This window comes from Qiania dongpingensis (assembly GCF_014337195.1).
Classification (GTDB): domain Bacteria; phylum Bacillota; class Clostridia; order Lachnospirales; family Lachnospiraceae; genus Lientehia; species Lientehia dongpingensis.
Genome location: NZ_CP060634.1, coordinates 2,557,087 through 2,578,425, shown reverse-complemented (window position 1 = coordinate 2,578,425; position 21,339 = coordinate 2,557,087). Strand labels below are relative to the sequence as shown.

The 21,339-nt window shown below is 49.4% G+C and carries 19 protein-coding genes; 4 read left to right on the top strand and 15 right to left on the bottom strand.

Going from position 1 to position 21,339, the window contains the following annotated elements:
- Positions 1 to 16 precede the first annotated feature (16 nt).
- The gene (locus H9Q78_RS12030; protein WP_249301965.1) at positions 17 to 646 is read right to left on the bottom strand and encodes an NAD(P)-dependent oxidoreductase; all 630 of its coding nucleotides are present in this window, start codon (positions 644 to 646) and stop codon (positions 17 to 19) included.
- A gap of 146 nt (positions 647 to 792) precedes the next feature.
- Here H9Q78_RS12030 and H9Q78_RS12025 point away from each other — a divergent pair, with 146 nt between their 5' ends.
- The gene (locus tag H9Q78_RS12025) at positions 793 to 1,119 is read left to right on the top strand and encodes a winged helix-turn-helix transcriptional regulator (protein WP_249301964.1); all 327 of its coding nucleotides are present in this window, start codon (positions 793 to 795) and stop codon (positions 1,117 to 1,119) included.
- Here H9Q78_RS12025 and H9Q78_RS12020 read toward each other — a convergent pair.
- From H9Q78_RS12020 to H9Q78_RS11960, 13 genes are all read right to left on the bottom strand, one after another.
- The gene (locus H9Q78_RS12020) at positions 1,108 to 1,752 is read right to left on the bottom strand and encodes a CatB-related O-acetyltransferase (RefSeq protein WP_249301963.1); all 645 of its coding nucleotides are present in this window, start codon (positions 1,750 to 1,752) and stop codon (positions 1,108 to 1,110) included. The genes H9Q78_RS12025 and H9Q78_RS12020 overlap by 12 nt on opposite strands.
- Positions 1,753 to 2,228: 476 nt before the next feature.
- Positions 2,229 to 2,492, bottom strand: a complete 264-nt coding sequence (locus H9Q78_RS12015) for a CD3324 family protein (protein WP_249301962.1) — start codon at positions 2,490 to 2,492, stop codon at positions 2,229 to 2,231.
- Between the two features lie 172 nt (positions 2,493 to 2,664).
- The gene (locus H9Q78_RS12010) at positions 2,665 to 3,144 is read right to left on the bottom strand and encodes an NUDIX hydrolase (protein WP_249301961.1); all 480 of its coding nucleotides are present in this window, start codon (positions 3,142 to 3,144) and stop codon (positions 2,665 to 2,667) included.
- A gap of 55 nt (positions 3,145 to 3,199) precedes the next feature.
- Positions 3,200 to 3,832: a hypothetical protein gene (locus H9Q78_RS12005; RefSeq protein ID WP_249301960.1), complete on the bottom strand. Its 633-nt coding sequence runs from the start codon at positions 3,830 to 3,832 to the stop codon at positions 3,200 to 3,202.
- Positions 3,810 to 4,271: an RNA polymerase sigma factor gene (locus H9Q78_RS12000; protein WP_249301959.1), complete on the bottom strand. Its 462-nt coding sequence runs from the start codon at positions 4,269 to 4,271 to the stop codon at positions 3,810 to 3,812. Before H9Q78_RS12000 ends, H9Q78_RS12005 begins: the two co-directional genes overlap by 23 nt.
- A gap of 207 nt (positions 4,272 to 4,478) precedes the next feature.
- Entirely contained in the window at positions 4,479 to 5,042 is a 564-nt protein-coding gene (locus tag H9Q78_RS11995) for a hypothetical protein (protein ID WP_249301958.1), read from the bottom strand.
- A 257-nt stretch (positions 5,043 to 5,299) separates the two neighbouring features.
- On the bottom strand, positions 5,300 to 6,178 hold the full coding sequence (locus tag H9Q78_RS11990; RefSeq protein WP_249301957.1) for an AraC family transcriptional regulator: 879 nt from the start codon (positions 6,176 to 6,178) through the stop codon (positions 5,300 to 5,302).
- Positions 6,179 to 6,476: 298 nt separating this feature from the next.
- The gene (locus H9Q78_RS11985) at positions 6,477 to 6,959 is read right to left on the bottom strand and encodes a prolyl-tRNA synthetase associated domain-containing protein (RefSeq protein WP_249301956.1); all 483 of its coding nucleotides are present in this window, start codon (positions 6,957 to 6,959) and stop codon (positions 6,477 to 6,479) included.
- A gap of 682 nt (positions 6,960 to 7,641) precedes the next feature.
- Positions 7,642 to 8,934 (bottom strand): glutamine-hydrolyzing GMP synthase, encoded by a 1,293-nt coding sequence (gene guaA, locus H9Q78_RS11980; protein WP_249301955.1) that lies wholly within the window; start codon positions 8,932 to 8,934, stop codon positions 7,642 to 7,644.
- A gap of 245 nt (positions 8,935 to 9,179) precedes the next feature.
- Positions 9,180 to 10,307, bottom strand: coding sequence for a sensor histidine kinase (locus tag H9Q78_RS11975; protein WP_249301954.1), 1,128 nt, complete (start codon positions 10,305 to 10,307; stop codon positions 9,180 to 9,182).
- Complete coding sequence (locus tag H9Q78_RS11970) at positions 10,304 to 10,990, bottom strand: response regulator transcription factor (RefSeq protein WP_249301953.1); 687 nt, start codon at positions 10,988 to 10,990, stop codon at positions 10,304 to 10,306. The genes H9Q78_RS11975 and H9Q78_RS11970 overlap by 4 nt, the downstream gene beginning before the upstream one ends.
- 85 nt (positions 10,991 to 11,075) lie before the next feature.
- Entirely contained in the window at positions 11,076 to 13,625 is a 2,550-nt protein-coding gene (locus H9Q78_RS11965; protein ID WP_249301952.1) for a M13-type metalloendopeptidase, read from the bottom strand.
- Between the two features lie 276 nt (positions 13,626 to 13,901).
- Positions 13,902 to 15,566, bottom strand: a complete 1,665-nt coding sequence (locus H9Q78_RS11960) for a hypothetical protein (RefSeq protein WP_249301951.1) — start codon at positions 15,564 to 15,566, stop codon at positions 13,902 to 13,904.
- Between the two features lie 249 nt (positions 15,567 to 15,815).
- Between H9Q78_RS11960 and H9Q78_RS11955 the strand changes: the two genes are divergently transcribed.
- The gene (locus H9Q78_RS11955; protein ID WP_249301950.1) at positions 15,816 to 16,529 is read left to right on the top strand and encodes a LytR/AlgR family response regulator transcription factor; all 714 of its coding nucleotides are present in this window, start codon (positions 15,816 to 15,818) and stop codon (positions 16,527 to 16,529) included.
- A 2-nt stretch (positions 16,530 to 16,531) separates the two neighbouring features.
- Positions 16,532 to 17,878, top strand: coding sequence for a sensor histidine kinase (locus tag H9Q78_RS11950; RefSeq protein ID WP_249301949.1), 1,347 nt, complete (start codon positions 16,532 to 16,534; stop codon positions 17,876 to 17,878).
- A gap of 270 nt (positions 17,879 to 18,148) precedes the next feature.
- Here the strand turns inward: H9Q78_RS11950 and H9Q78_RS11945 are convergent, their stop codons facing one another.
- The gene (locus H9Q78_RS11945; RefSeq protein ID WP_249301948.1) at positions 18,149 to 20,758 is read right to left on the bottom strand and encodes an Ig domain-containing protein; all 2,610 of its coding nucleotides are present in this window, start codon (positions 20,756 to 20,758) and stop codon (positions 18,149 to 18,151) included.
- 319 nt (positions 20,759 to 21,077) lie between these two features.
- Between H9Q78_RS11945 and H9Q78_RS11940 the strand changes: the two genes are divergently transcribed.
- Entirely contained in the window at positions 21,078 to 21,338 is a 261-nt protein-coding gene (locus H9Q78_RS11940) for a hypothetical protein (RefSeq protein ID WP_249301947.1), read from the top strand.
- Position 21,339: the final 1 nt, after the last annotated feature.

Genomic DNA, 21,339 nt, shown 5'->3' with positions numbered 1-21,339 from the left:
TGCTTTCCTCCTCCATTTATTCCGCGACAACAGATATCCTCTGCTGAATATGGCCTCCATTCACTGCCTCGTCGACCATGGCAATCGCATAATCCGCATAGCTGATAACACTCTCCCCTTTGGAGTTCAGCGTCAGCTCCTCGCCGCCGAGAATATAGTTCCCTGTTCTTGCTCCGTCGGCGCGAAAGTCTCCGGCCGGGCTTAAATAAGTCCATTTTACATCCTTCCTGGCGCGCAGCTCCTCCAGCGCTTTCCCCATATTGGACGCAAGCGGCTTAAAGATATCCGGAAAGTCGGGGCCATCCATTACCTGTGCCGTATGCTCTGTATTCACATAGAGGCTCCCCGCCCCTCCGACCACCAGAAGCCTTGTATCTTTTCCGCTGACAGTATCACACAGATGCTTCAAAGATGTGCTGTGCTTCGGCAGCTCCTCCGGTGTCCATGCCCCAAAAGCGTCAATGACCACATCAAAGCCTTCCAGATCCGAGGCAGTCAGCTGAAACAAATCCTTCTGAATGACCTTCTCTGCGGCCGATCTGTTTTCTCCACGCACCACTGCCGTGACGTCAAGCCCCCTGTCCATCGCTTCTTTCACGATCAGGCTTCCTTCTTTTCCATTTGCACATACGACTGCAATCTTCATTTTGAATTCCTCCATCCTTTTCTTTCAATCACTTGTAACTTCTCACCTGTAAGAATATAATATATCCATAAGGGCTATTGGTAAAGTAAGCACTTTATTGTGCCCTAGTCACCCAAACGAAACTATTGCATGAATTGGAGGTTTTTATGAACAGAGAACTGCCCGCCTGCCCGGTGGAGACCACCCTGATGCTCATCAGCGACCGCTGGAAGGTATTGATCATCCGGGATCTGATGGATGGAAAGAAACGGTTCGGAGAATTGAAAAAATCCATTGGGAGCATATCGCAGAAAGTTTTGACCGCCAATCTCCGCTCCATGGAAGAAAGTGGTCTTGTGAACCGAAAGGTATATCCGGAGGTTCCTCCAAGAGTAGAGTACTCTCTTACGGAAACCGGATACAGCCTCAAGCCGGTGCTGGACGCCATGGTGGATTGGGGGAACGATTATAAAAAGAAAGTATCAAAAATGTGACGATTTCCTCAGCTGTTCTATGGAGCCTGTCTGAATCGCGCCGATGCTCTCCGCGATTCTTTCCTTCGGCCAGTCCCACCACTTTAATTCCAGCAGCGCGGAAATGGTTTCTTCTGAAAAGCGCTTCTTAATGGTTTTGGCAGGTATTCCCCCGACCACCGTATACGGCGGTACGTCCTTCGTGACCACCGCCCGTGTTCCTATGACCGCACCGTCGCCAATCGTGACACCGGCCAGAATCACGGCCTCGTAACCAATCCATACGTCGTTTCCAATGAGGATATCCCCTTTGTTATCCCAGGAGCCGGCGACATCCGCGCGGTCCAATCCCCACTCTTCATAAAACAGAGGAAACGGATAGGTAGACAAAGAGGACATTTTATGGTTGGCGCTGTTAAAGAGAAATTTCGCTCCGCAGGCTATGGAACAGAATTTTCCGATTACCAGCCTGTCGTGGTTGATCGGATAATGGTATAAGACGCTGTTTTTCTCAAACTGAGCCGGGTCGTTGACAAAATCATGGTACATCGTGTATTCCCCGATCACTATACTTGGGTCTTTGACCACACTGTTCAAGTACACCGTTTCTTTATCTCCCGTGCGGGGATAGATCTGTTTTTCTGTATCGGACATTACCGTTTACCTCCTTCTGGTATTCACCTATATTTTATCTATTGACTTATCCCTCTTCAATATACACTATAGCCCGGCAATGTTTTGTATATGATAAATCGGGCAGGCCCATGATTCTGCCCTTAGATTTTCCTTTTCTATTGACAGCCCAATCCCATGAAAAATAAAATGAGCCGGTAACCGTGAGTTTCTCTCAGGTTATCGGCTCTGCATAAGTGTCCCTGCGGATCATGCCCCTCGTATTTCCTTTACACCTGGGGCAATACAGCTATTCCGCTTCATCCATCTGCCGCCTGTAAGTGATCCTGTTTATTCAATGCGGTAAAAAGCTCACATACGCGTCTGTCGGCATCTCACTGACGGCATCCATACCGAGGTCAAAATAAGAAGTAAAAAGCATGGTCGCAATGCCATGGCTCAAAAACCACATTTCAGCTTCTTCACGAAGTGTCTCCCCTGCCGCGCCTGGCCCCGATCTATCTTTGATAGAGAATCTTACGTATGGCATAAACCGACAACCCGTACCGGTCAGCCAGAACCTCGATTGCAGACCCGCCGCGGTATTCTTCCTTTATTTTGTCATTTCTCTGCTGCAATTCTTCCCGGTAGCCGGAGACTTCTCCCCAGCGTTTTTGTCTGCTCCGCTCCACAGGCACATAAAGATATCCTCCCTGTATGTATTCCTGCAGTTCTCTGACCAGTCCCTCCGGTAGCACAGCGTTCGCATTCTTATATCTCATGCAGGCTCCCTCCTTGTTTGAAATCGACAAGTATCAAAGCCAGCATATGGATTCAGCGACTGAAATTACTCCATACAAAGGTCGCTGCCTGCCGGCTTTGCATGGAGCCATGCTTCATTTCTCTTTTTCATTTTACCTCCGTGTTGTCGTACATAAGGATGTCCTTACCAGATCAAACAGGTGTGCCGTCCAGAACCGCAAGCTTCAGGGTGTCTCCCTCGTATTCCAGTTTCAGGGAGAAGAAAGGCGCGCCGGCAGCCAGAAGCTTCAGAAAAATCTTATCTCCGGTCCAGAGCTCCAGCCGGTTCAGCTCTGATTTCTTCACCCACTCAAGTTTTCCCTCATCGCACTCCTTCAGTTCTCCTTCAAACCCGTCAGCCGTATACAAGCACATGTATTCCGTGCCGTATCCTGCCTGGGTGAAGGTCACCAGCCCGCGGAAACGATATCTGGTTAAAGACAGACCGGTCTCCTCCTTCGCCTCTCTCAAAAGGCAGTCTTCCGGACTCTCGCCTTCCTCAAAATGGCCCCCGATGCCAATCCATTTTCCCTCGTTCACATCATTTTTCTTACTGATGCGGTGCATCATCAAATAGCTCTCATCTTTTTCCACATAGCACAACGTAGTCATGCAGGAACGTTTTTTATCCATCTTCCTTCTGTTTCCTTTTCTAAAAAAATTTTCTGTCAAAGTCTGAATCCCCATCTCAGTTCTCTGTTATCTCTAAAATGATTTCTTGTATCTCTTGTTCCGATAATCCATTGTCTGAATGAATTGAAAATGCGTAGTGACCATCGTTCCACAGTACAAGCGGATACACACCGTCATTCCCTTTTAATGTGACTTCATATCCACCCAAATTAATAATTCGTTCCTCATCATACATCCCGTAAATGCCAGAATTATCTTTTGAACCAAAAGATTTTCGGTAAGTAATGGTCCGTCCGGGAAAACTATAGATAATTTCTGCCAGTTCTTTATTATAAGCCTTATAGTGAGCTTCCGCAGACCCCTTTAAAAGTGATGGGATATCCTTTATGACAAAGCCAATGTAATCTGACAATTCTTTGTCAGATTCTTTTTCTGTGATATCTGGCGAAGTCAATATTCCCGGTTCCGGTTTATGGGACATATCACTGATACGACCGGACAATATAATAATACCAGTCAGCAAGACAATAAAACAGGCGGCTGCAGAAAGAATCTTAGCAACGGGAGAATATCTCTTCTTGTTTTGTTTCGTGCAAACTTTCCGGCCGATGTTTTCAATCAACCGTCTGCGCATATCTTCAGTTATTTCTATTTTTAACATGGTTTCACAATATTTCCCCAAAGTCATACGCCTCCCTTAAAATGTCTTTCAATTTAAGCCGGCCTCTTCTCAGATCAGAGCGCACTGTCGATTCCTTCCTGTTTAAAATCTCAGCAATTTTTGCCGTTGAATATCCCTCATAATGATATAAATGTATCACCTCCCGGTATTTTAATGGGAGTTCTTTAACCGCTTCCCAAACAAACGACAAGTCCTCTCGTTCCTCAGCGGCTAATCTTTCCGCCAATTCATCCGTTCTGCGGATCCGGTTATATTCTATCTTATTTTTGCTCAGATTAGCCGCCACCCGCAAAAGCCATGCCTTTTCATGGGATGGAGAGTTTAAAACAGGAGCCTTTTTAAGAAACTGAATTAAAGTATCCTGCAGAATATCTTCTGCGTCGCTCATATTACACAAATACGAATATGCAAGCCGCAAAATAGAGTCACCATATTTCTGAAGCATCCTTTCAGCCTGTAAACAGATTTCCTCCCGCCTGACCGATATATCTTGCACCGTCTTTTTTTCTGAAAGCGCAAACAAAATATGGTGATATGACTGAACTACAGAAGCCATAAGGTTTCTGAGACCGTATTTTCTTCCAACACATAAAGCCATAGCTTCCCCTTATTTAATGGAACAAAGTTAAAACTCTTTTATGTTATCTTCACTTTAATTTATCAATTCTATCAATCCCATCATGCTGTCACTTTCCATACCATCACTTACATGCACAGAATACGAATAATCCTTGTCTGTCCAGACGGCAAGAAACTTAGTGCCGTCATTTCCTTTAAGAGTAACGTCCCGTCCGCCGGCTGAAACCACATCCTCTTCTTCATAGTCCGTAAAATCGCCGCTTATATCTGTACTGGAAACAGCCTTCCGAATAAGAATTTTTTCCTCGCCGGAAAACATATAAAACACTTGTATCATTTTCATATCTTCTTTGCTTGCCGTCTGAATCTTTTTTTCCGAATAACCTGCTGCCTTATCAGGTATCGTTATATCAAACCCGACCTGCCGGCAGGCTTCTTCTATGGTATCGCAGTCGGAAAAAGGATTGGAAATTTGAGCGCCTAAAGTACCGTCCTTTTCCCTCGCAGCAGAATCTATCTCCGTCTGGCTGCCGTTTTCCGCAGTATTATCTCTGTTTTTACCCCTCGTGCTCCCACAGGCAGCGCTAAAAACCAGTATTACCATACATAATAAAAAAACAGCCGTTTTCCTCATCATAATAAAAACTCCTTCCTGTATACAAAAATTTGAATTGCTTCATTCAGCATTCTAATATAAATACAGGTAAGGACCCGGAAATGTTGCATTTAAAGCCAGATAGATTACAAGCCCTCTTAAATAATATATTTGTATTATATCTCCCGAACATTTTACTGTAAAGAAAATATGGCCATGACCCCTTATTTACATTCCCGCATGGCATAAAGAAACCACCCTTAAAGCCGGTCAAGGCTCAAAGGGTGGTATTTCTGATCCTATCTCTTTTCAACCGCTATCCAAATCTCGCAGCGATAGTCTGGAGATGTCACATCTGCCGACGGATATGCCTCAAAATCGGTTCCTCCACAGGGCTGATATTCACTCGCCGGGAAGAATTCGCTGTAAATCCGCTGATACAAATTTTGAAATGCTTCCGGCATCTTTCCGATACAGGGAAATACCACGTAGGTATGCGCCGGAATCTCTTCTACTAAAAGATCGTCTTCTTCCACCGGCTTCCCATTATACATGGCCCCAATCGCATAGGGAAACTCTTTGTCCGCAGCATCCTTTCCAAAACAGGCCCCTACAATGCAGTCTTTAAAAATGTTGTCCTCCGGAATGTACTTGCACAGCGCCTGGATGGTGCCGTCCATACCGCACTGCTGCCAGAATTCTGAAATCTCCGCCGCCGTCAGCTCCTGTTTCCCGGAAACCTTCTTTCGTTTCATGACCAGCTTAAACGCTTTCTGGGTTTCAATTCTGTAATCCATCATATTTCCTCCGTTCAAAATAAGTTTTACGGATAGGCGGGAAAAGGATTTCAATACTGCCTTGTTATTTTTCGCCTGTGAGGGTGACATTCCATGAAAACGGGAAAACGCCCTGCTGAAGCTTTCCGGTGAATCATAGCCATACCGCAGCGCTATATCAATCACCTTATCATCGGTACCCAACACCTCATTTCCCGCAAGGGACAGCCGCCTGCAGCGAATATATTCTCCCAATGTAAAACCACATAAGATACTGAATACACGCTGAAAATGAAAGCTTGAAGAATACGCGCATTTTGCCACCTCTTCATAATCAATAGGCTCCCCGATGTGGTCCTCCACATAGTCGATTGCCCGCTGCACTCCCGAAATCCAGTCCATCGTCTCCCTCCTTCCGTATAATCCTATTGTAGAGGAACATGGAGAGTTTCTCTTGACTTTTTGTGCGGTGAGATGTCGTCTTCAAAAACATTATTTCCTTACCGGTTATTTTTCATTATAAACGATTCCACTGTGACAGACCAGCCCATTTAAATAATTTAAAACAGATACGCTGATTATCGCTTAAAAACTAGGATTATGAGCAATGATATAGAGTTTCTAACCGATGTGGTTCATTGCATATTCAGCTGACGAACTGGAATCTTTCCTACTCTTCTATTACAGTAAACTATTAGCACTATATTTCAACAACATCTACTTCATTCCCGTGTTCTCTAATTAAACTAGTAAGAATATCCGCTTGCATCCATACTGTAGCATTATTCTCGTTTGGATGTACGCCAATCATATTTCCTACAAACTCAGAATCAAGGTAAAAATGAACTCTACGATCAGTATCATTCAAAATGCCAAGCGGTGTAACAGAACCAGATGTCAATCCCATAATTGCCAACAAGTCGTCTTCTGATGCGAAAGAAAGAGCTCGTAGACCATGTTTCCTGCGAAAGTCTTTCAAGTCAACTCTCTTGTCACCTTTAACAGAAATCAGATAGTAATTGCGCTTTTTATCATCTCGGATAAATAGATTTTTTGCATCCCATTCAGGATAGGACAATTCCACAGAGTCAAGCTCTCCCATATTAAAAACCGCTTTATGCTCATTTACTTCAAATTTTATATCATGTTTTCTCAGAAATTGATATGTTTCTTCTTTATTCATAACTTTATCTCCACAAATTCAAATTTATAGAGATATTATACAGTTATTATGTAATACTGGCAATGATATCATAGTCATATTATAAATCTCTTTTACTCATCTTCAAATGCTGATTCGTTCATTTCTGGAAAGTCCAGCAATCCAGAAACAGTCATATCCAAACCTATCGCAAGTTTGTGAAGTGTTTTTAGTTTTGGGTTCTTTGTCTCGTATATGGTTATGTAAATTATAAATGAACTGAGCATAGTTAATAACAGCGTGATATGGCTGGCTTCCTCCATAAACGCGATGACCACAAATTCTCAAAATACAAATATAAAAGATATATGTGTAAAAGAAGCTGTCATGACGTTTGAGAACATGAAAATAGATTCTAATGTCTTTAATTCCTGGGAATCGTATGATTCGCTGTTATATACAGAGCATGGATGAAATAAATAAACAGAATGATAACAATTACAAATCTTGTTTTCTACTTGACAGCATCGCAGGTATGTTTTACTTTACCTTTTCTTTCTCAAAATCTATCGTTGAATGGAACGAGTTCAGCGGAGAAGCCTGGTATGAGCACCAAAATGGAAAAAATGAAATGTCACAATGCAAACACGCCTTTGCTGAAGCTTACCACATACTAAAAGCCGGAACGTCCGCAGTTTAAGCGGCTTCCCGGCTTCTTTGACAACTATTCGAATTCTATCGTAGCCGGCGGCTTCGGCGACATATCATAGCAGACCCGGTTCACATGATCGACTTCATTCAGAATCCGGTTCGTGATCACCTCCAGCACATCCCAATCCACCTTTTCAATGCTCGCCGTCATGGCATCCACGGTGTTGATCGCCCGGATGATCACCATATAATCGAAGCATCTCGCGTGGTTTCTCATACCGACAGATTTAAAATCCGGCACCACAGTAAAGTACTGCCAAACTTTCTTGTCCAGTCCGGCCTTTTCGAATTCTTCTCTGAGGATCGCATCGGATTCCCGCACAGCTTCCAAGCGTTCTCTTGTGATTGCGCCGAGGCAGCGGACGCCAAGCCCCGGTCCCGGGAACGGCTGACGGTAAACCATATAATCCGGCAGGCCCAGTTCAATGCCACAGGCCCTCACTTCATCCTTAAAAAGCTGCTTCAAAGGCTCCACCAGTTCAAACTTCATATCTTCCGGCAGACCGCCCACATTGTGATGGGACTTAACCATCTTCGCGGTTTTAGTCCCGCTCTCAATAATGTCGGGGTAAATCGTGCCCTGACCCAGGAAATCGATTCCCTCCAGCTTCCTGGCCTCCTCCTGGAATACATTGATAAATTCTCCGCCGATGATCTTACGCTTCACTTCCGGATCCGATACATTTGCAAGCTTTGTAAGGAATCGCTCTGTCGCGTCCACATAGATCAGATTCGCGCTGAGCTGATCCCGGAAGACGCTGACTACATTCTCCGACTCATTTTTTCTCATCAGCCCATGGTTTACATGGACACAGACCAGCTGCTGGCCGATAGCTTTCAGAAGAAGAGCCGCCACAACGGAGGAATCCACGCCGCCGGACAGGGCAAGCAGGACCTTGCGGCCGCCCACCTGCTGTTTTACCAGCTCTATCTGATCCGCCACGAAATTCTTCATGTTCCAATTGGCCTCTGCTCCGCACTCATCGAACACAAAGCTTTTCAGCACCGGTTCCTCCGGAATCCTGTCATACCGTTTTTCACATTTTGCCGTGGGGTGATCAATGGAAATCACCGGATAACCACAGCCATACAGCTCCGGCGCGACATCTACGGCTTCACCGTCTACGATTCTGTTTTCCCCGCCGTTCAAGATAATACCCTTCACATTCTGAAGCGCCTGTAATTCCTTTACGGTAATGTCATGAGGATGAATCTCGCTGTACACACCCATATCTCGGATTGCTCTTGCCAAAACCGTGTTTTCCGTACTGCCCAGATCCAAAATAACAATCATATCCTGTTTCACTTTATTTTCTCCCTTGTATTAAGAATGAGTTTGATAAAAACATTATATCGTAAATACGGTAGATTTTCCACGAGAATTTTACAGTTCTTCATCCATCCAGCAGGCAACAAATTACGCCGGCCCTTAAAGCTTCCATACCTAAGGGACATCTCGCAGTACTTTGGCTGTTTCTCTCTTTTTTATCCATATCTCAACCGCCTTTTCCGTAGCAAGGTCAATTTGATCAGCAATGATTTTCTCGTCTCCTATTGTTTCAGCATGACTCTGAAAACCGAACCTGTTTCCATTTTGCTGGTCACTTCGATTTTCCCTCCATGACGTTCCACAATGAGTTTCGCCACAGATAAGCCCAAGCCGGAGCCGGAAATCTGCTGAGAGCGGGAAGGATCAGACCGATAAAAGGGCTCGAAGATATGAGGCAGGGCATCTGCTTCGATTCCGATTCCGGTATCTTCTATCTGTATACAAACATTCTCTTCGCTTTGCTCCATCGTGACAATTACCCTCCCGCCGGGACGGTTGTATTTAATGGCATTTTCAATCAGATTGAAGACCGCCCGATAGAGAAGACTGGCATTTCCCCTGATCGGCTGCGCCTGACCGGAGACAGCGAGCATCACACCGCATTCCTCCGCCCTTCCGGAAAGCTCCCGAACCGCCTGATCGAGCAGCGTCCGCAATTCCACCGTCTCCCCGACCGGAGCTGCTTCCAGATTTGCCAGGGAAAGGAGGCCCTCCACCGTTTGGATGATGCGTTCCAGACTCTCGCCGGTATCCGCCATAAATTCCTGATAATCCTCTTCCTGCGGCTGCGGCGACATCTCCAGCACCTGAAGGGAGGACTTGATGACCGCCAGCGGAGTCTTCAGCTCATGAGCCGCATTGGCCGCAAACCTTTTTTGTATGGAAAAAGAGCTTTCCAGCCTGTCTAACATTCCATTGAAAGATTCCGTAAGAGCCAGCACCTCGCCCTTCGCACCTTCTGTGGCAACCCTATGGTCCAGATGCATGTCATCGACCTCACGGACGGATTCCGTCAGCTTTCTTAAGGGGCGCAGGATCCGGCCGGCGGTCCAATAGGTACAGCCCACACTCAGGACTACGAGCAGAGCCATGACAATCAGGGACTGTATGGAAAATCGATGAGACGCCTCCCGATAAAATTCCCCCGGAGACACCGCTGCCGGGTCGATCCGATCCGCCTCAATCCAAGCAGGGTCCAGCTCCACCTGACCCGACTCGATCAGCGAAGCATAATTTCCGTAATAAGTGTCTGCGGCTAAAAGGGAATTAGCCGTCAGCAGAAGGCATACAGAAAGCAAAATCACTCCCACAACTACAGTGAGCCGAACTTGTAACGTCCATTTTTTCATAATGTCTTCTCCTCCGGGGCCTGAATCCGGTAGCCATGGCTCCTCTGGGTAATGATATAGTCCCTCGCCCCCGCTTCATCCAGCTTTTTACGAAGAGAATGGATATGGAAGCGGAAAGAATTGGAAAAGGGATCGGCCGCGCTGTCCCAAGCGTGCTCGATCAGTTCTTCCGCACTGACTACCCGGCCAGTATTGACGAGGAGATATTCCAAAATGGCATACTCCTTCGGTGTCAGCTCCACCGGCGACGGGCCGCACCAGGCCTGGCGGAGCGCAGTGTCCACCCGCAGCCGGCCGCAGAGCAGCTGGGATGGAGAGGTGGTGAAATTCCTCCTCAGGAGGCCCCGGATGCGGGCTTCTAATTCCCGGAATTCAAAAGGCTTAGTCAGGTAATCGTTGCTCCCCTCGTCCAGTCCATTGATCTTATCCTCCAGCGTATTCCGGGCAGACAGAATCAGTATCCGGAAATCGCCGTTCTGTGCCCTGATTCGCCGCAGGACCTCCATACCGTCCAGTTTAGGCAGGTTAAGATCCAGGATCATCAGGTCGTAGTCATTGAGATCGTATAATTCCAGAGCCTCCTCGCCGTCATAGGCGCAGTCCACCGCATAGCCCAGTAATCTAAGGCCTTTCGATACATTTTTAGCCAATAGGACTTCGTCCTCTACCAAAAGTAATTTCATGTCTTCACTTCCTTTTTCTCAGCATACTGGACTTTTGCTGGCTTGTCAATGACGGAGCCGCTATCCGCGGCTCCGTCATTTCATGTTACCAGATCACGATTCGGTCCTCCGGGGCAACGTACATCCCGTCGCCAGGCTTGATTCCGTAAGTATCGAAGTACTCCTGGAAATTTGAAAGCACCCGGTTGGCCCGCAGGATATTGGGAGCGTGCTGGTCGGACTGGGCCATTTCGGCCAGAGTCTCATAGCTCCCGGTACGCAGCCACTGGCGTGTGTAGCTGCGGAAGAAAGCGTCGTAGTCCGGGTTCTCCATGGAGGACAACACCTCCAGGCCGCAGGCGATGCCTCCAATGTCGGAGATATTTTCACTCAAGGTCTCCTTCCCGTTGGCAGGGATGCCGGGAGCGGCTTCATATCCATTGTAGAATTCTTCTGCCTTTTTACAGAGCTCCTGAAAATGAGTGAAGTCGTTGTCCGCCCACCAATTTCGAACCGTGCCGGTGGCGTCGTACTGGGCTCCTCCGTCGTCGAACATGTGGGTGATCTCGTGGGCAATGGTGCTGCCAATAGCTCCCAGGTTAGCCTCAAAAGAGGCATTTTTGTCATAGAAGGGCGCCTGAAGGATTCCCGCCGGAAATATCAGAGTGTTGGTATTCCGGCTGGCGGCGGCGTTGACCGTAAAAACCGCCATAGGAAAACGTCGTGGATTTACCGGCTCATCCATACCTTCGATCATCTTCTTCCATTTATCCGCCTCAGAGGCAGCCACATTTGCAAAGTAGCTTCCGCCTTCGGAGACACCCTTGATCTCGGCATTGTTAAAATCCCACTGGTCGGGATAGCCGATCAAAACGGTCATATTATCCAGCTTCTTGATGGCCTCCTGCTTGGTGGATTCTTCCATCCAGTCCAGACGGCCGATGCGGGCCTTAAAGGCATCAATCATCTTCTGTACCATTTTCTCTATTTCGGCCTTGGACTCGGCAGGGAAATAACGGTCCACATAGAGCTGGCCCAGTTCCTCGGAAAGCAGGGACTGTACAGCCTCATTGGCCGTTTCCTCAGGAGTGCCGCCCTGAACATCAAAATTCTCAGCCAACTCCTGGCTCAGATACTGGCCGAATCCAGAGATCAGAGCGCTTTTCTGCATGGCCTTGAAAAGCTCCAGATTTTCTTCGGTAAACCATGTGGCATAGGCCGCAAACTGCTTATCGTCAAAGACCTGCATCCTGGTGTCAGATTTAAGGCCGATCGCTGCGAACAGCTCCGAGGGCTTGGCCTGAGGCATCAGCTCATCCAGAGATGAGGGAGTATAGCGCTTGGTCTGGCTTTGAAGGCTGCTCTGCTCCTCCGCGCTGGAAGCATGCTCGGCCAGGGCTCTCTCCATACGGAGGATACCGTCAGTCAGCCTTTCCGCTTCTTCCTTACTCTCACCTGCCGCGATCAGCTGGGAGATCATTCCCTCCCGGTATTCCTGAACCATCTCATTGTCCGGGTCGTCGTAGTCCTCGGCAGAAAACATGATGCTTAGAGTCAGCAGCTGCATGACTTTCCGGCTGCTGTCCTGAGTGTCGGTGACGGACAGCATGGGGAAGAGACCGTTTCCGGGATTGCCCAGCTCGTTGACCGCCATCGCGATGGCGGCGTTGAGTTCAGAGAAATTCTGCGCTGCGTCTACAGCCTCCAGATATTTCCGCAAAGGTTCCACCCCTGCCGCGTTACGGGCCTCCAATGCCAGAACGCTTTGGTAGAGATCACGGATCTTCTGCTCGGGACTGCCCTTAGGATAGTCCTTCCCGCTGTTCACGATTTCAAGGATCAATTCGTGAAGCTGCTTATCTGTGTTTGCGGCTACTGCGCTGGAGCCGCCCACGGCAGAACCGTCGCCGGGAAGCTCCAGGGCATCCAGCTCGCCTTTATTGACAGTCGCATAGAAATTATCTTTCAGATTGGTACCGAAAGCCTGGAAAAATCGCTGAGCAATAATTTCGGCGTCTTTCTGGGTCACACTGGCGTTCATCTTGTCATTGCCTGAGCCTTTTTCAGAGGAAGAATTCTGGCTGTCAGAAAGCTTGGCGGGATCGGCTTCCATACCGTCAGACATTTCGGCATCCGACGAGGACGTCCCGTCCGTATCCGAAACGGAGTCGTCCTGGCCCGCGGTTTCGGGAGCTTCCTCCAGTTCAGGCAGACCTAGGTCGGAGGCGGCCAGCACACCGCCGTTGGAAAGATTACTCAGGACGCTCCAGGCCCACTCAGGCGCATCGGTCAAATCCACGGGCGGCGGGGCTGTGTTTTTACCGTTGCCCTCAGGGGCGGGCAGATCTCCGAAAGCCCGTCCCGCCAACACGAACATTTGAAGCCGCGTTGCCTGTTCTTTCTCGTCAAAGCCCTCCAATACAGCAGCGCGGTCGGCTTTCGGATTGTAATCATCCGCCGCCTTGACAAAATAGTCTGCAAGCTGCCCCAGCGTCATAGATTTCCCCTTAGTATCCGACGGAGCCGATTCCATACCGGAAGAGCTGCTCTCCCTGGGAGCAGTGCTTCCCGATGGAGCAGGGCGGGTACATGCGGTCAATGTCAGGGACAACAAAAGCACGATCGCTGTAATCGTCTTTATCCATTTCTTTTTCATGATAGTTTTTCCTTTCTGTTTTATTTTTATCATTATTCTTTTCTTATAAATCCACAGCTCTCATCGGAGCCGACGTGAACTGTGGTTATACAATAACACAAGCTATGTTAGATTTTCGTTAGGACAAAAAGCAATTTAATTTTCAGCTGGCGCCTAAATGTTACGAAGAAGCAAACCTGCAAATTAAAAATACTCCGATGAATTTATCATTCATCGGAGTATCATCAATTCTTTTATAGAGTACAATTTGTTGAACATTAATAACCATTCCGTTTTTTACGACTCAGCTTCTTGTGGGAAATCAGACCGATGCAGCCCAGCAGTGAGGACAAGGCCAGCAGCAAGAATGGCAGCGTATTTAGATGTGTCGCCGGTCTGCGGGGCCGGATTTTGCGGAGCAGGGCTGGGGACCTCGCCTGCCTTGTTGATGGTAATCGTTACTGTGCAGGACACGCTTTCCACAGTATAGGTCGCTGTGACCTTTCCCACTTTCAGGGCCTTAAAGGTGTAGGTACCGCCGTCCTGGGTCATTTCCAGAAAGTCCTTGTCATAGCTCCATTCACCGCCAGACGGCGCGGGCTTCCAGCTTACGTTCTGGCCCACGATCAGGGTATAGGCTTCCGGCAGGCCGGTTGGAACAATGATTTGGATTTTCATCACATAGTGGCAGACGGTACATTCCTGGTGCCGGCTGCCCGCCTCGGTTTCCGTGGCAGATTTATCAATAATCCAGCTGCCTGCGGTGTGGGAATCTTTCCCTATTTTTTCACCGTCGTGTGCGACGCATTCATGCCAGTGGTTGTCTTTGTCAGAGTTCCACGTGGTTTCAGGGGTATGTGTATGCGTCACCACAGGGATTTCCTCTTTTTCCTCATAATTGCAGACGGAGCAGACACGATGCCGGCTGCCTTTTTCGCTTTCGGAGGGATTCGTGTCGATTACCCACCCGCCGAAAGTATGAGCCGCCTTGTCGATGACGTTGTCACCGGCAATACATTCCTTCCAGTGATGGGCAGCGTCACTGCTCCAGCCATTGTATTGGTGAGAATGCGAAACCGTAAAGCTCACGTCTGCCGAGGCGATTCTTCCATCGTCATAGGTTACGTTTAATGCTGCAATGTAGGTGCCACACTCAAGATTTTCTTTAGGCTGAATGGCCCATAAAGTATGATCAGCCGCGCCTGCAGGGATACTGCCAGTTTGCGGGCCGATAAGCGTAAAGCTGTCCATATTTGCGCCGATAAGTGTAATATCCGAAATAGCAGCATCTGCGGCGCCTTGATTTGCTATCGTCACACTCTGAGCGGCAGGCTGATGATAGCCCTCCTGCTCCTCGGCAAAGACAGGCGTCATAACACTTAAATGGGGAGCGATGACGCCTGAAGCCTTAAGTGTCATGGGCGCTGTAACGCAGGAGCCATTTATTGTGACAGTGCCGGTGTTCATATCATAGGTATAGTCGCTTTGAGAAGACAACTCGGTTTGCCCCTTCATAATAGAAATGGAAGCGGGCGGGTAATAGCCATTCGCAGTATCTGTTAGCAGCTTAAAAGAAAAATCATGATTATAGCGCATGATTGCATAGTCTTTTGGCGTAGATTCGCCATAGATGGTATATTCAGACAAGGGCTGGTCGATGGCAAGGTTTTCGGTATCCATTTTCAAGCCATATCTGCCGTTACCGTCATCTACAATTTGCGAATTGATGAAGTCTCCGCCAAGAATCAGCGCTCCTTCTTTGGAGTACACTGTATTGTCTATAAATTTTCCATAGATGATTTTGCCCGTCTCGCTTCGTATGGTAACATCCATACCATTGTATGTGGGACCGTTTATGGTACCGGTGATGTCAATGGTAATTGCGTGGGCTGTTATAGGTATGAACAGAGTTATCATACACAAGGATAAGAATAAGACCATCCCTTTTCTCAATTTCTTCATGGTGTTAACCTCCTTCATCTTTCCTCAGGGCTGTCGGCCCGTGTGCCAAAAAATAGAGTGACCCCTTGTCACGATTTTTCTACTTTGATTGTTGCAGATTAGAAGGATGAAATCAATAGTAAAAGCGTAAGCCGGCCCTATACGGCCTGAGCCGGAGGTATTGCCATATAAATAGTCGTTTTTTCATGGTATAATGGTCTTGACAAACTGGATTATTTATAATTTACCTCACGGGAAGGGGGAAAAGACATGCTGGCTGTACTCTGTGACGACCGGGCGGCGGACCGGGAACTGCTGGCTGATTTCTGCGCCCGGTACGGGAAGGAAAACCGCCTGCCCATCACCACTTTAGCCTTTGAGAACGCCGGGGCGCTGCTGCAAAGCCGGGAGGCGAGGGGCGCAGACGTGTTGTTTTTAGATATTTACATGGAAGGAGCCTTGGGGGTAGATGCGGCGCGCATTTTACGGAGTAAGGGGTTTCGGGGTGCGATTGTGTTCACCACCACCAGCCGGGAACACTACGCGGATGGCTTTGAGGTGGAGGCCATCCACTATCTCTTAAAGCCAGTGGCGTGGGATACCTTCTGCGAGGCCATGCGCCGGGTGCATGACCGTTCCGCCGCGCAGGCGCGGTCCGTGCGGGTCACGGCCGGACACGCCGAGGTGGATGTGGACGTTTCCGGCCTTTGCTACATCGAGGTCTACGGACACAAGACCATCCTTCATACTGGCAAGGGAGAGGTGACGGTGAATCAGTCTCTCGCCGCATTGGAGGAAGCCCTGGGCGGCGACCCCTTCCTGCGCTGTTACCGCTGCTTCATTGTCAACATGGATTTCGTGGAGCGGGTGACGGATGACGCCTTTCTGATGAAGGACGGGCGGGAAATTCCCTTGTCCCGGGACGGCCGAGCCGCCATTAAAAACCGATACCTGTCGTATGTGTTCAAACGGATGGAGGGATAAGGATGGAAACAATCGCTTCCGAATATATCGTCTGTATCATAGAGGCGGCTATGACCATGTTCTTCTGTATCTATGTGGTGAAAGACCGGCTGACAGTCCGCCGCACGGCGCTGCTTCCTTTGGCCGTGGCAACTCTGGCCCTTATCGGCAGCGCGCTGTCGATGGCCATCTCCGCGGGGCTTGACACCTGGCTTCCCTATGAATTGGATACCAGCACGCCCATGCTGCTGTTGTGGTTCCTGACGGGCTTTTTTTGCCTGCGGGCCGCCACCCATGAACCAAAGAGCGCTCTGGTGTTCCTCCTGATCCTCGCCAGCCAGGTCCTGCAGCTGTGCCGCAGCGTCACTTTCTTTTTTTACGGCCTCGTTTTTCCGGAGCTGGCGGTGGGCGACTTTGCCTGGACCGACATTGTGGGCTTCGGCGTCCCCTCGGTGCTGCTGACGCTCCTGCTTGCGGTATTCTGCCGCAGTCTCTACCAAAAGCTGCAGGGACAGGGCTGGAATGAATATGCCAGGTTATGGATGATTCCCCTGTTTTTCGTGATCCTATACACCTTGCAGATCAACCTGCTTCCCATCGAGGGCAGTCCGGCAGCGGCCTACTCCATCAAAATCCTGCTCCTCTTGTGCGCCTTCCTGACCTATTCGCAGATGGCCTCCGCCATCCGGAGCGCGGCGAAGGCTGCGCGGGAATCCGCCGTCCACGCCCAGCTTGCCCATCAGCTGGATCTGCAGCGGGCGCGCATGGAAGATCTGGAGAGCCACGCCGAGGAGATGAAGCGCATCCGGCACGACCGCAGGCAGCACGTTCAGGTGCTGCGGGGACTGTTGGAGAAGAACGAGATTCAGGAGGCCCTGACCTATTTGGACGACTACGAGGGCAGCATGGCCCAGGCCATCCAGCCGCCCCTGTGCGAGAACTATGTGGCGGACACGCTTTGCCGCCGCTATGAGGCGCTGGCAAAGCAGTCCGGTATCGAGGTGACAACGGAGCTTACGCTGCCAAAAGAGCCGGGGATTGCAGGCAGCGACCTGGCCGTTATCTTAGGAAACTTGTGGGAAAACGCCGTGACCGCTGCGCTGGACGCAGAAGAGGGCAGGCGATTTATCCAGTTAAAGGTACAGACCGAAGCCGGGCGGGTCCTGATCCGCATGGAAAATGGCTTCTCCGGTCCGGTCTATGAGGAGAACGAGCGGTTTTACTCCACCAAACCGGGGAGAAACAGGGCCGAGGGCGTGGGGATTGCCAGCATCAGGGCGGTAGCTGAGCGCTGCGGCGGTATAGCGGGCTTCACCTACACCCCGGACACCTTCACCGCCTCGGTGCTGCTCTACAGAAAACAGGGATAAAAGCCATGATATATAACAATGTGTAAATCCCATCGTCCTCTACACCCTCTCCCTTCCATGGAGTCACGTCTCCAAAGTGCGTAATAACTTTCGTCACAAACGCCGTATTTACTGGGGTTGTGGGGATTTTTGCCCCTAACAGAATAATCAACTTTGCCCCAAAACACTGCCTACTATTCAAACTCTACAAGCACAAAACAATTTTGTATAGGAAAACTGAGCGCCGCCATTTTCCCGCTAGAGGGTATGGCAACGCTCAGTTCTTAAAAATCATTTATTCCTGCCGTTTTTACGACCCAGCTTTTTGCAGGAAATCAGACCGATACAGCCCAGCAGCGAGGCCAGCGCCAGCAGCACAAACGGCAGTGTGTTCGACGTGTCGCCGGTCTGCGGGGTTCGGTTCTCTGACTGAGAGGTTCCCGGCTTCGGGGTTGGGTTCTCCGGAGCAGGGCTGGGGCCGGGAGCCTCTCTGACCTTGTTAATGGTAATCGTTACTGTGTAGGACACGCCGTCCACAGTATAGGTCGCTGTGGCCTTTCCCACTTTCAAGGCCTTAAAGGTGTAGGTACCGCCGCCTTGGGTCATTTCCAGATAGTCCTTATCATAGCTCCAGGCGCCGCCCACCGGCGCAGGCATCCAGCTTATGCTCTGGCCTACATTCAGGGTACAGGCATCCGGCAGGCCGGTGATGACGGTCTTGCTCTCGGTTTTTGCCACCGCGTAGGGAGAAAGACTCGAGAACGTGTCGGTGACAACCCCATTTTCCACCGTGAGGGTGCGACTTTCCAGCACCTTCTCGCTGCAGTGAAGGAAGTAGACGGTTTGGCCGTTCATGGCTTCTCCCACCGGGATGGTGACTTCCAGCTCCCCTTGATAGGAGCCCGTGGATATGCCGATGTCGTAAAGGACGAGAAGTTCTCCCCTCTCCTGCCGGGCACGGATGTCGTCGCAAGCCGGGCAGGCGCCTTTCTCATGAAGCACTTCATTTTTCCTGACGGCCAGGGCCGCATCGCTGCTGAACAATCCGCTCACTTTGATGCCGGTGGCCGGGTCAGTCAAGGTTTCATAGCTATAGGTACTGCAGCCATCTGGGAGAGCCCTGATCTCAATCGTAAATTTTCTCTCATCACTGCCAACGCTGTTTTCCGCTCTGAGCGTAAACTTAAAAATCCCGGGCAAAACCGGTGTTCCCTGAATATGGCCGGTAGACGTAAGCGTCAGGCCATCCGGAAACCTTCCCTTTACCACACTCCAGGTGATGGGCGTGCTGCCGCTGGCCCCAAGAAGTTCTTGATATTCCGCCGTTTCCAATCCACTTTTCAGCGTAGTGGTGGTAATCTTCGGGGGAATCTCTAGAGGAACCTGGGCAGGTTCGATTACTGCCGTTACGGCGGTTGGTCCCATTACAGTATAAACCGAACCAGACTCGAATGTTTTGCCATTTACCGTGAGAGATGATAGCTGATACCCAGGGTCCGGATAACATCGAATGATGATCTTTTCCTGATATGCAGCCAAAAAATCAGCGTCATGGGTTAAGTGCTCAACTGTATCCTCAATCTCAATCCGTCCGTTTTCCAGGATCGCGGATGTAACGATGATTTTTTCTAAAACCTGGATATATAAATCTGTGGTTACATTTTCCACGGTCAGAACGCCCGTTGCCTCATCGTAGTCAAATTCCCGTTTGGTTCGCTTTGGTTCATCTCCGCCGTTTTCCACTGCAAAGACATGGACATTCCCACGAATGATTTGGTAACCCTGCTCCGCCGTCAACATTATGGTTAAATCATCACCTTGCTTAACAGTTCCCTGCGTGGAATCCGCGTGCAGATGGCTCGCCAAACTATAACTCACCGCATAGCCAGGAGGCTGCAATTTCCATTCGCTGGTGCCGCCGTTCAGGGCATATGCAAGATGATAGCCCTCGGGAAGTCCGCTTTCATCGGGGTCCAGCTTAAAGAACCAATCAGACGTATGCACATCCGCCAAAACCAGCGGATGCTCCGTATCCCACGCTTCATTATTGTCCGCCTTGAAGATGACCAGCTTGCGTCTATCCGAAGCACTGAGGAAGCCGTTTGTCAAATCGAGAGTCGCGCCGTTCGCAATTCTAACTGTCCCGCTGCTCAGCAATCCGCCCTTGACAACAAGCGTAGTATTCGCCTGAAATGTGCTGTCTTCATCCACTATAACGTCACCTTCAATTTGCACATTTTCCAAATTTATACAACCCCCGCCATAAACCCGGATGGAAGGGAATGCAGAAGTGTCACTACGTATCGTTCCATTCTGAATCGTAAGCGTAACGCCGTAAACAGAGAGCATACCGCCATACCCTCCCGGATTCAGAGAGTCATCCGCACCCAGAGTATAGCCGTTAAGGTCTAATATCACCGGGGCATTATAAAAAAGCACATAGCCGTTGAGATTGACGTCCTTATTTAATGTGACTGTGTTTCCGTTTACCGTTGCATTGTCGTTCCCCCCAAGCGCACTAGCAAGGGTATCCCCATTGTAGACGTTTCCGCCTGGTACAACAGCAACGGGAGACAAACCATTCATAACAGAATTGCTGCCCAGTGCTACCACCGCAGTGGACTCTGGTGCAGGGGAAGCCTCCGCCTCGAGCGTTGCCTCAGGCACAGGCGTACTCTCCGCCGCGGGGGTGCTATCAGTGCTGCCGTCGCACAGCTCGCAGGTATGGGTGCAGGGCGCGCCCTCTTGGGCTTCCACATACCCGCACTCCTGGGTATGCTCCTGGTGGTTGGGGCAGGACGTTTCCGCCGCGTAGGTCATGCCGGATAGTGGAAATGTGACGGGCAGCATACACAGGCACAACCCCAAAGACAGCAGCCTGCTTTTTCGCTTCATTCTCATACATATACCTCCTTCATCTGGACTGTCGGCCCGTGTGCCAAAAAATTGAGTTGATAGGGTTGTTTGTCTTACCTACGGTAATAGGTAAGACAAGGGGGTACCCCCTTGTCGCGATTTTTGAAAAAACCGCAGAAATCGCCCTTTGAATTTTTCTACTTCGATTGTTGCAGATTTGAAAGGTGAAATCAATAGTAAAAGCCTAAGCCGTTCCCATACGGCCTGAGCCGGAGGTATTTGCCTATAAATTATCGTTTTCTCATAATATAATGGTCTTGACAAACTGGATTTTTTGTGATTTACCTTACAGGAAGGGGATGGAATGATGCTGGCTGTACTCTGCGACGATCAGGCGGCGGACCGGGAGCTGCTGCTGGAATTCTGCACCCGGTACGGGAAAGAAAAAGGCCTGCCTGTCTCCACGCTGGCCTTTGAGAAGCCGGGGCGCGAATGTGTTTACCACCACCGGGAGCATTACGCGGACGGTTTTGAGGTAGAGGCCATCCACTATTTATTGAAGCCGGTGGCGTGGGATTCCTTCCGCGAGGCCATGACCATGTCTTTCTGTATCTATGTGGTGTAGG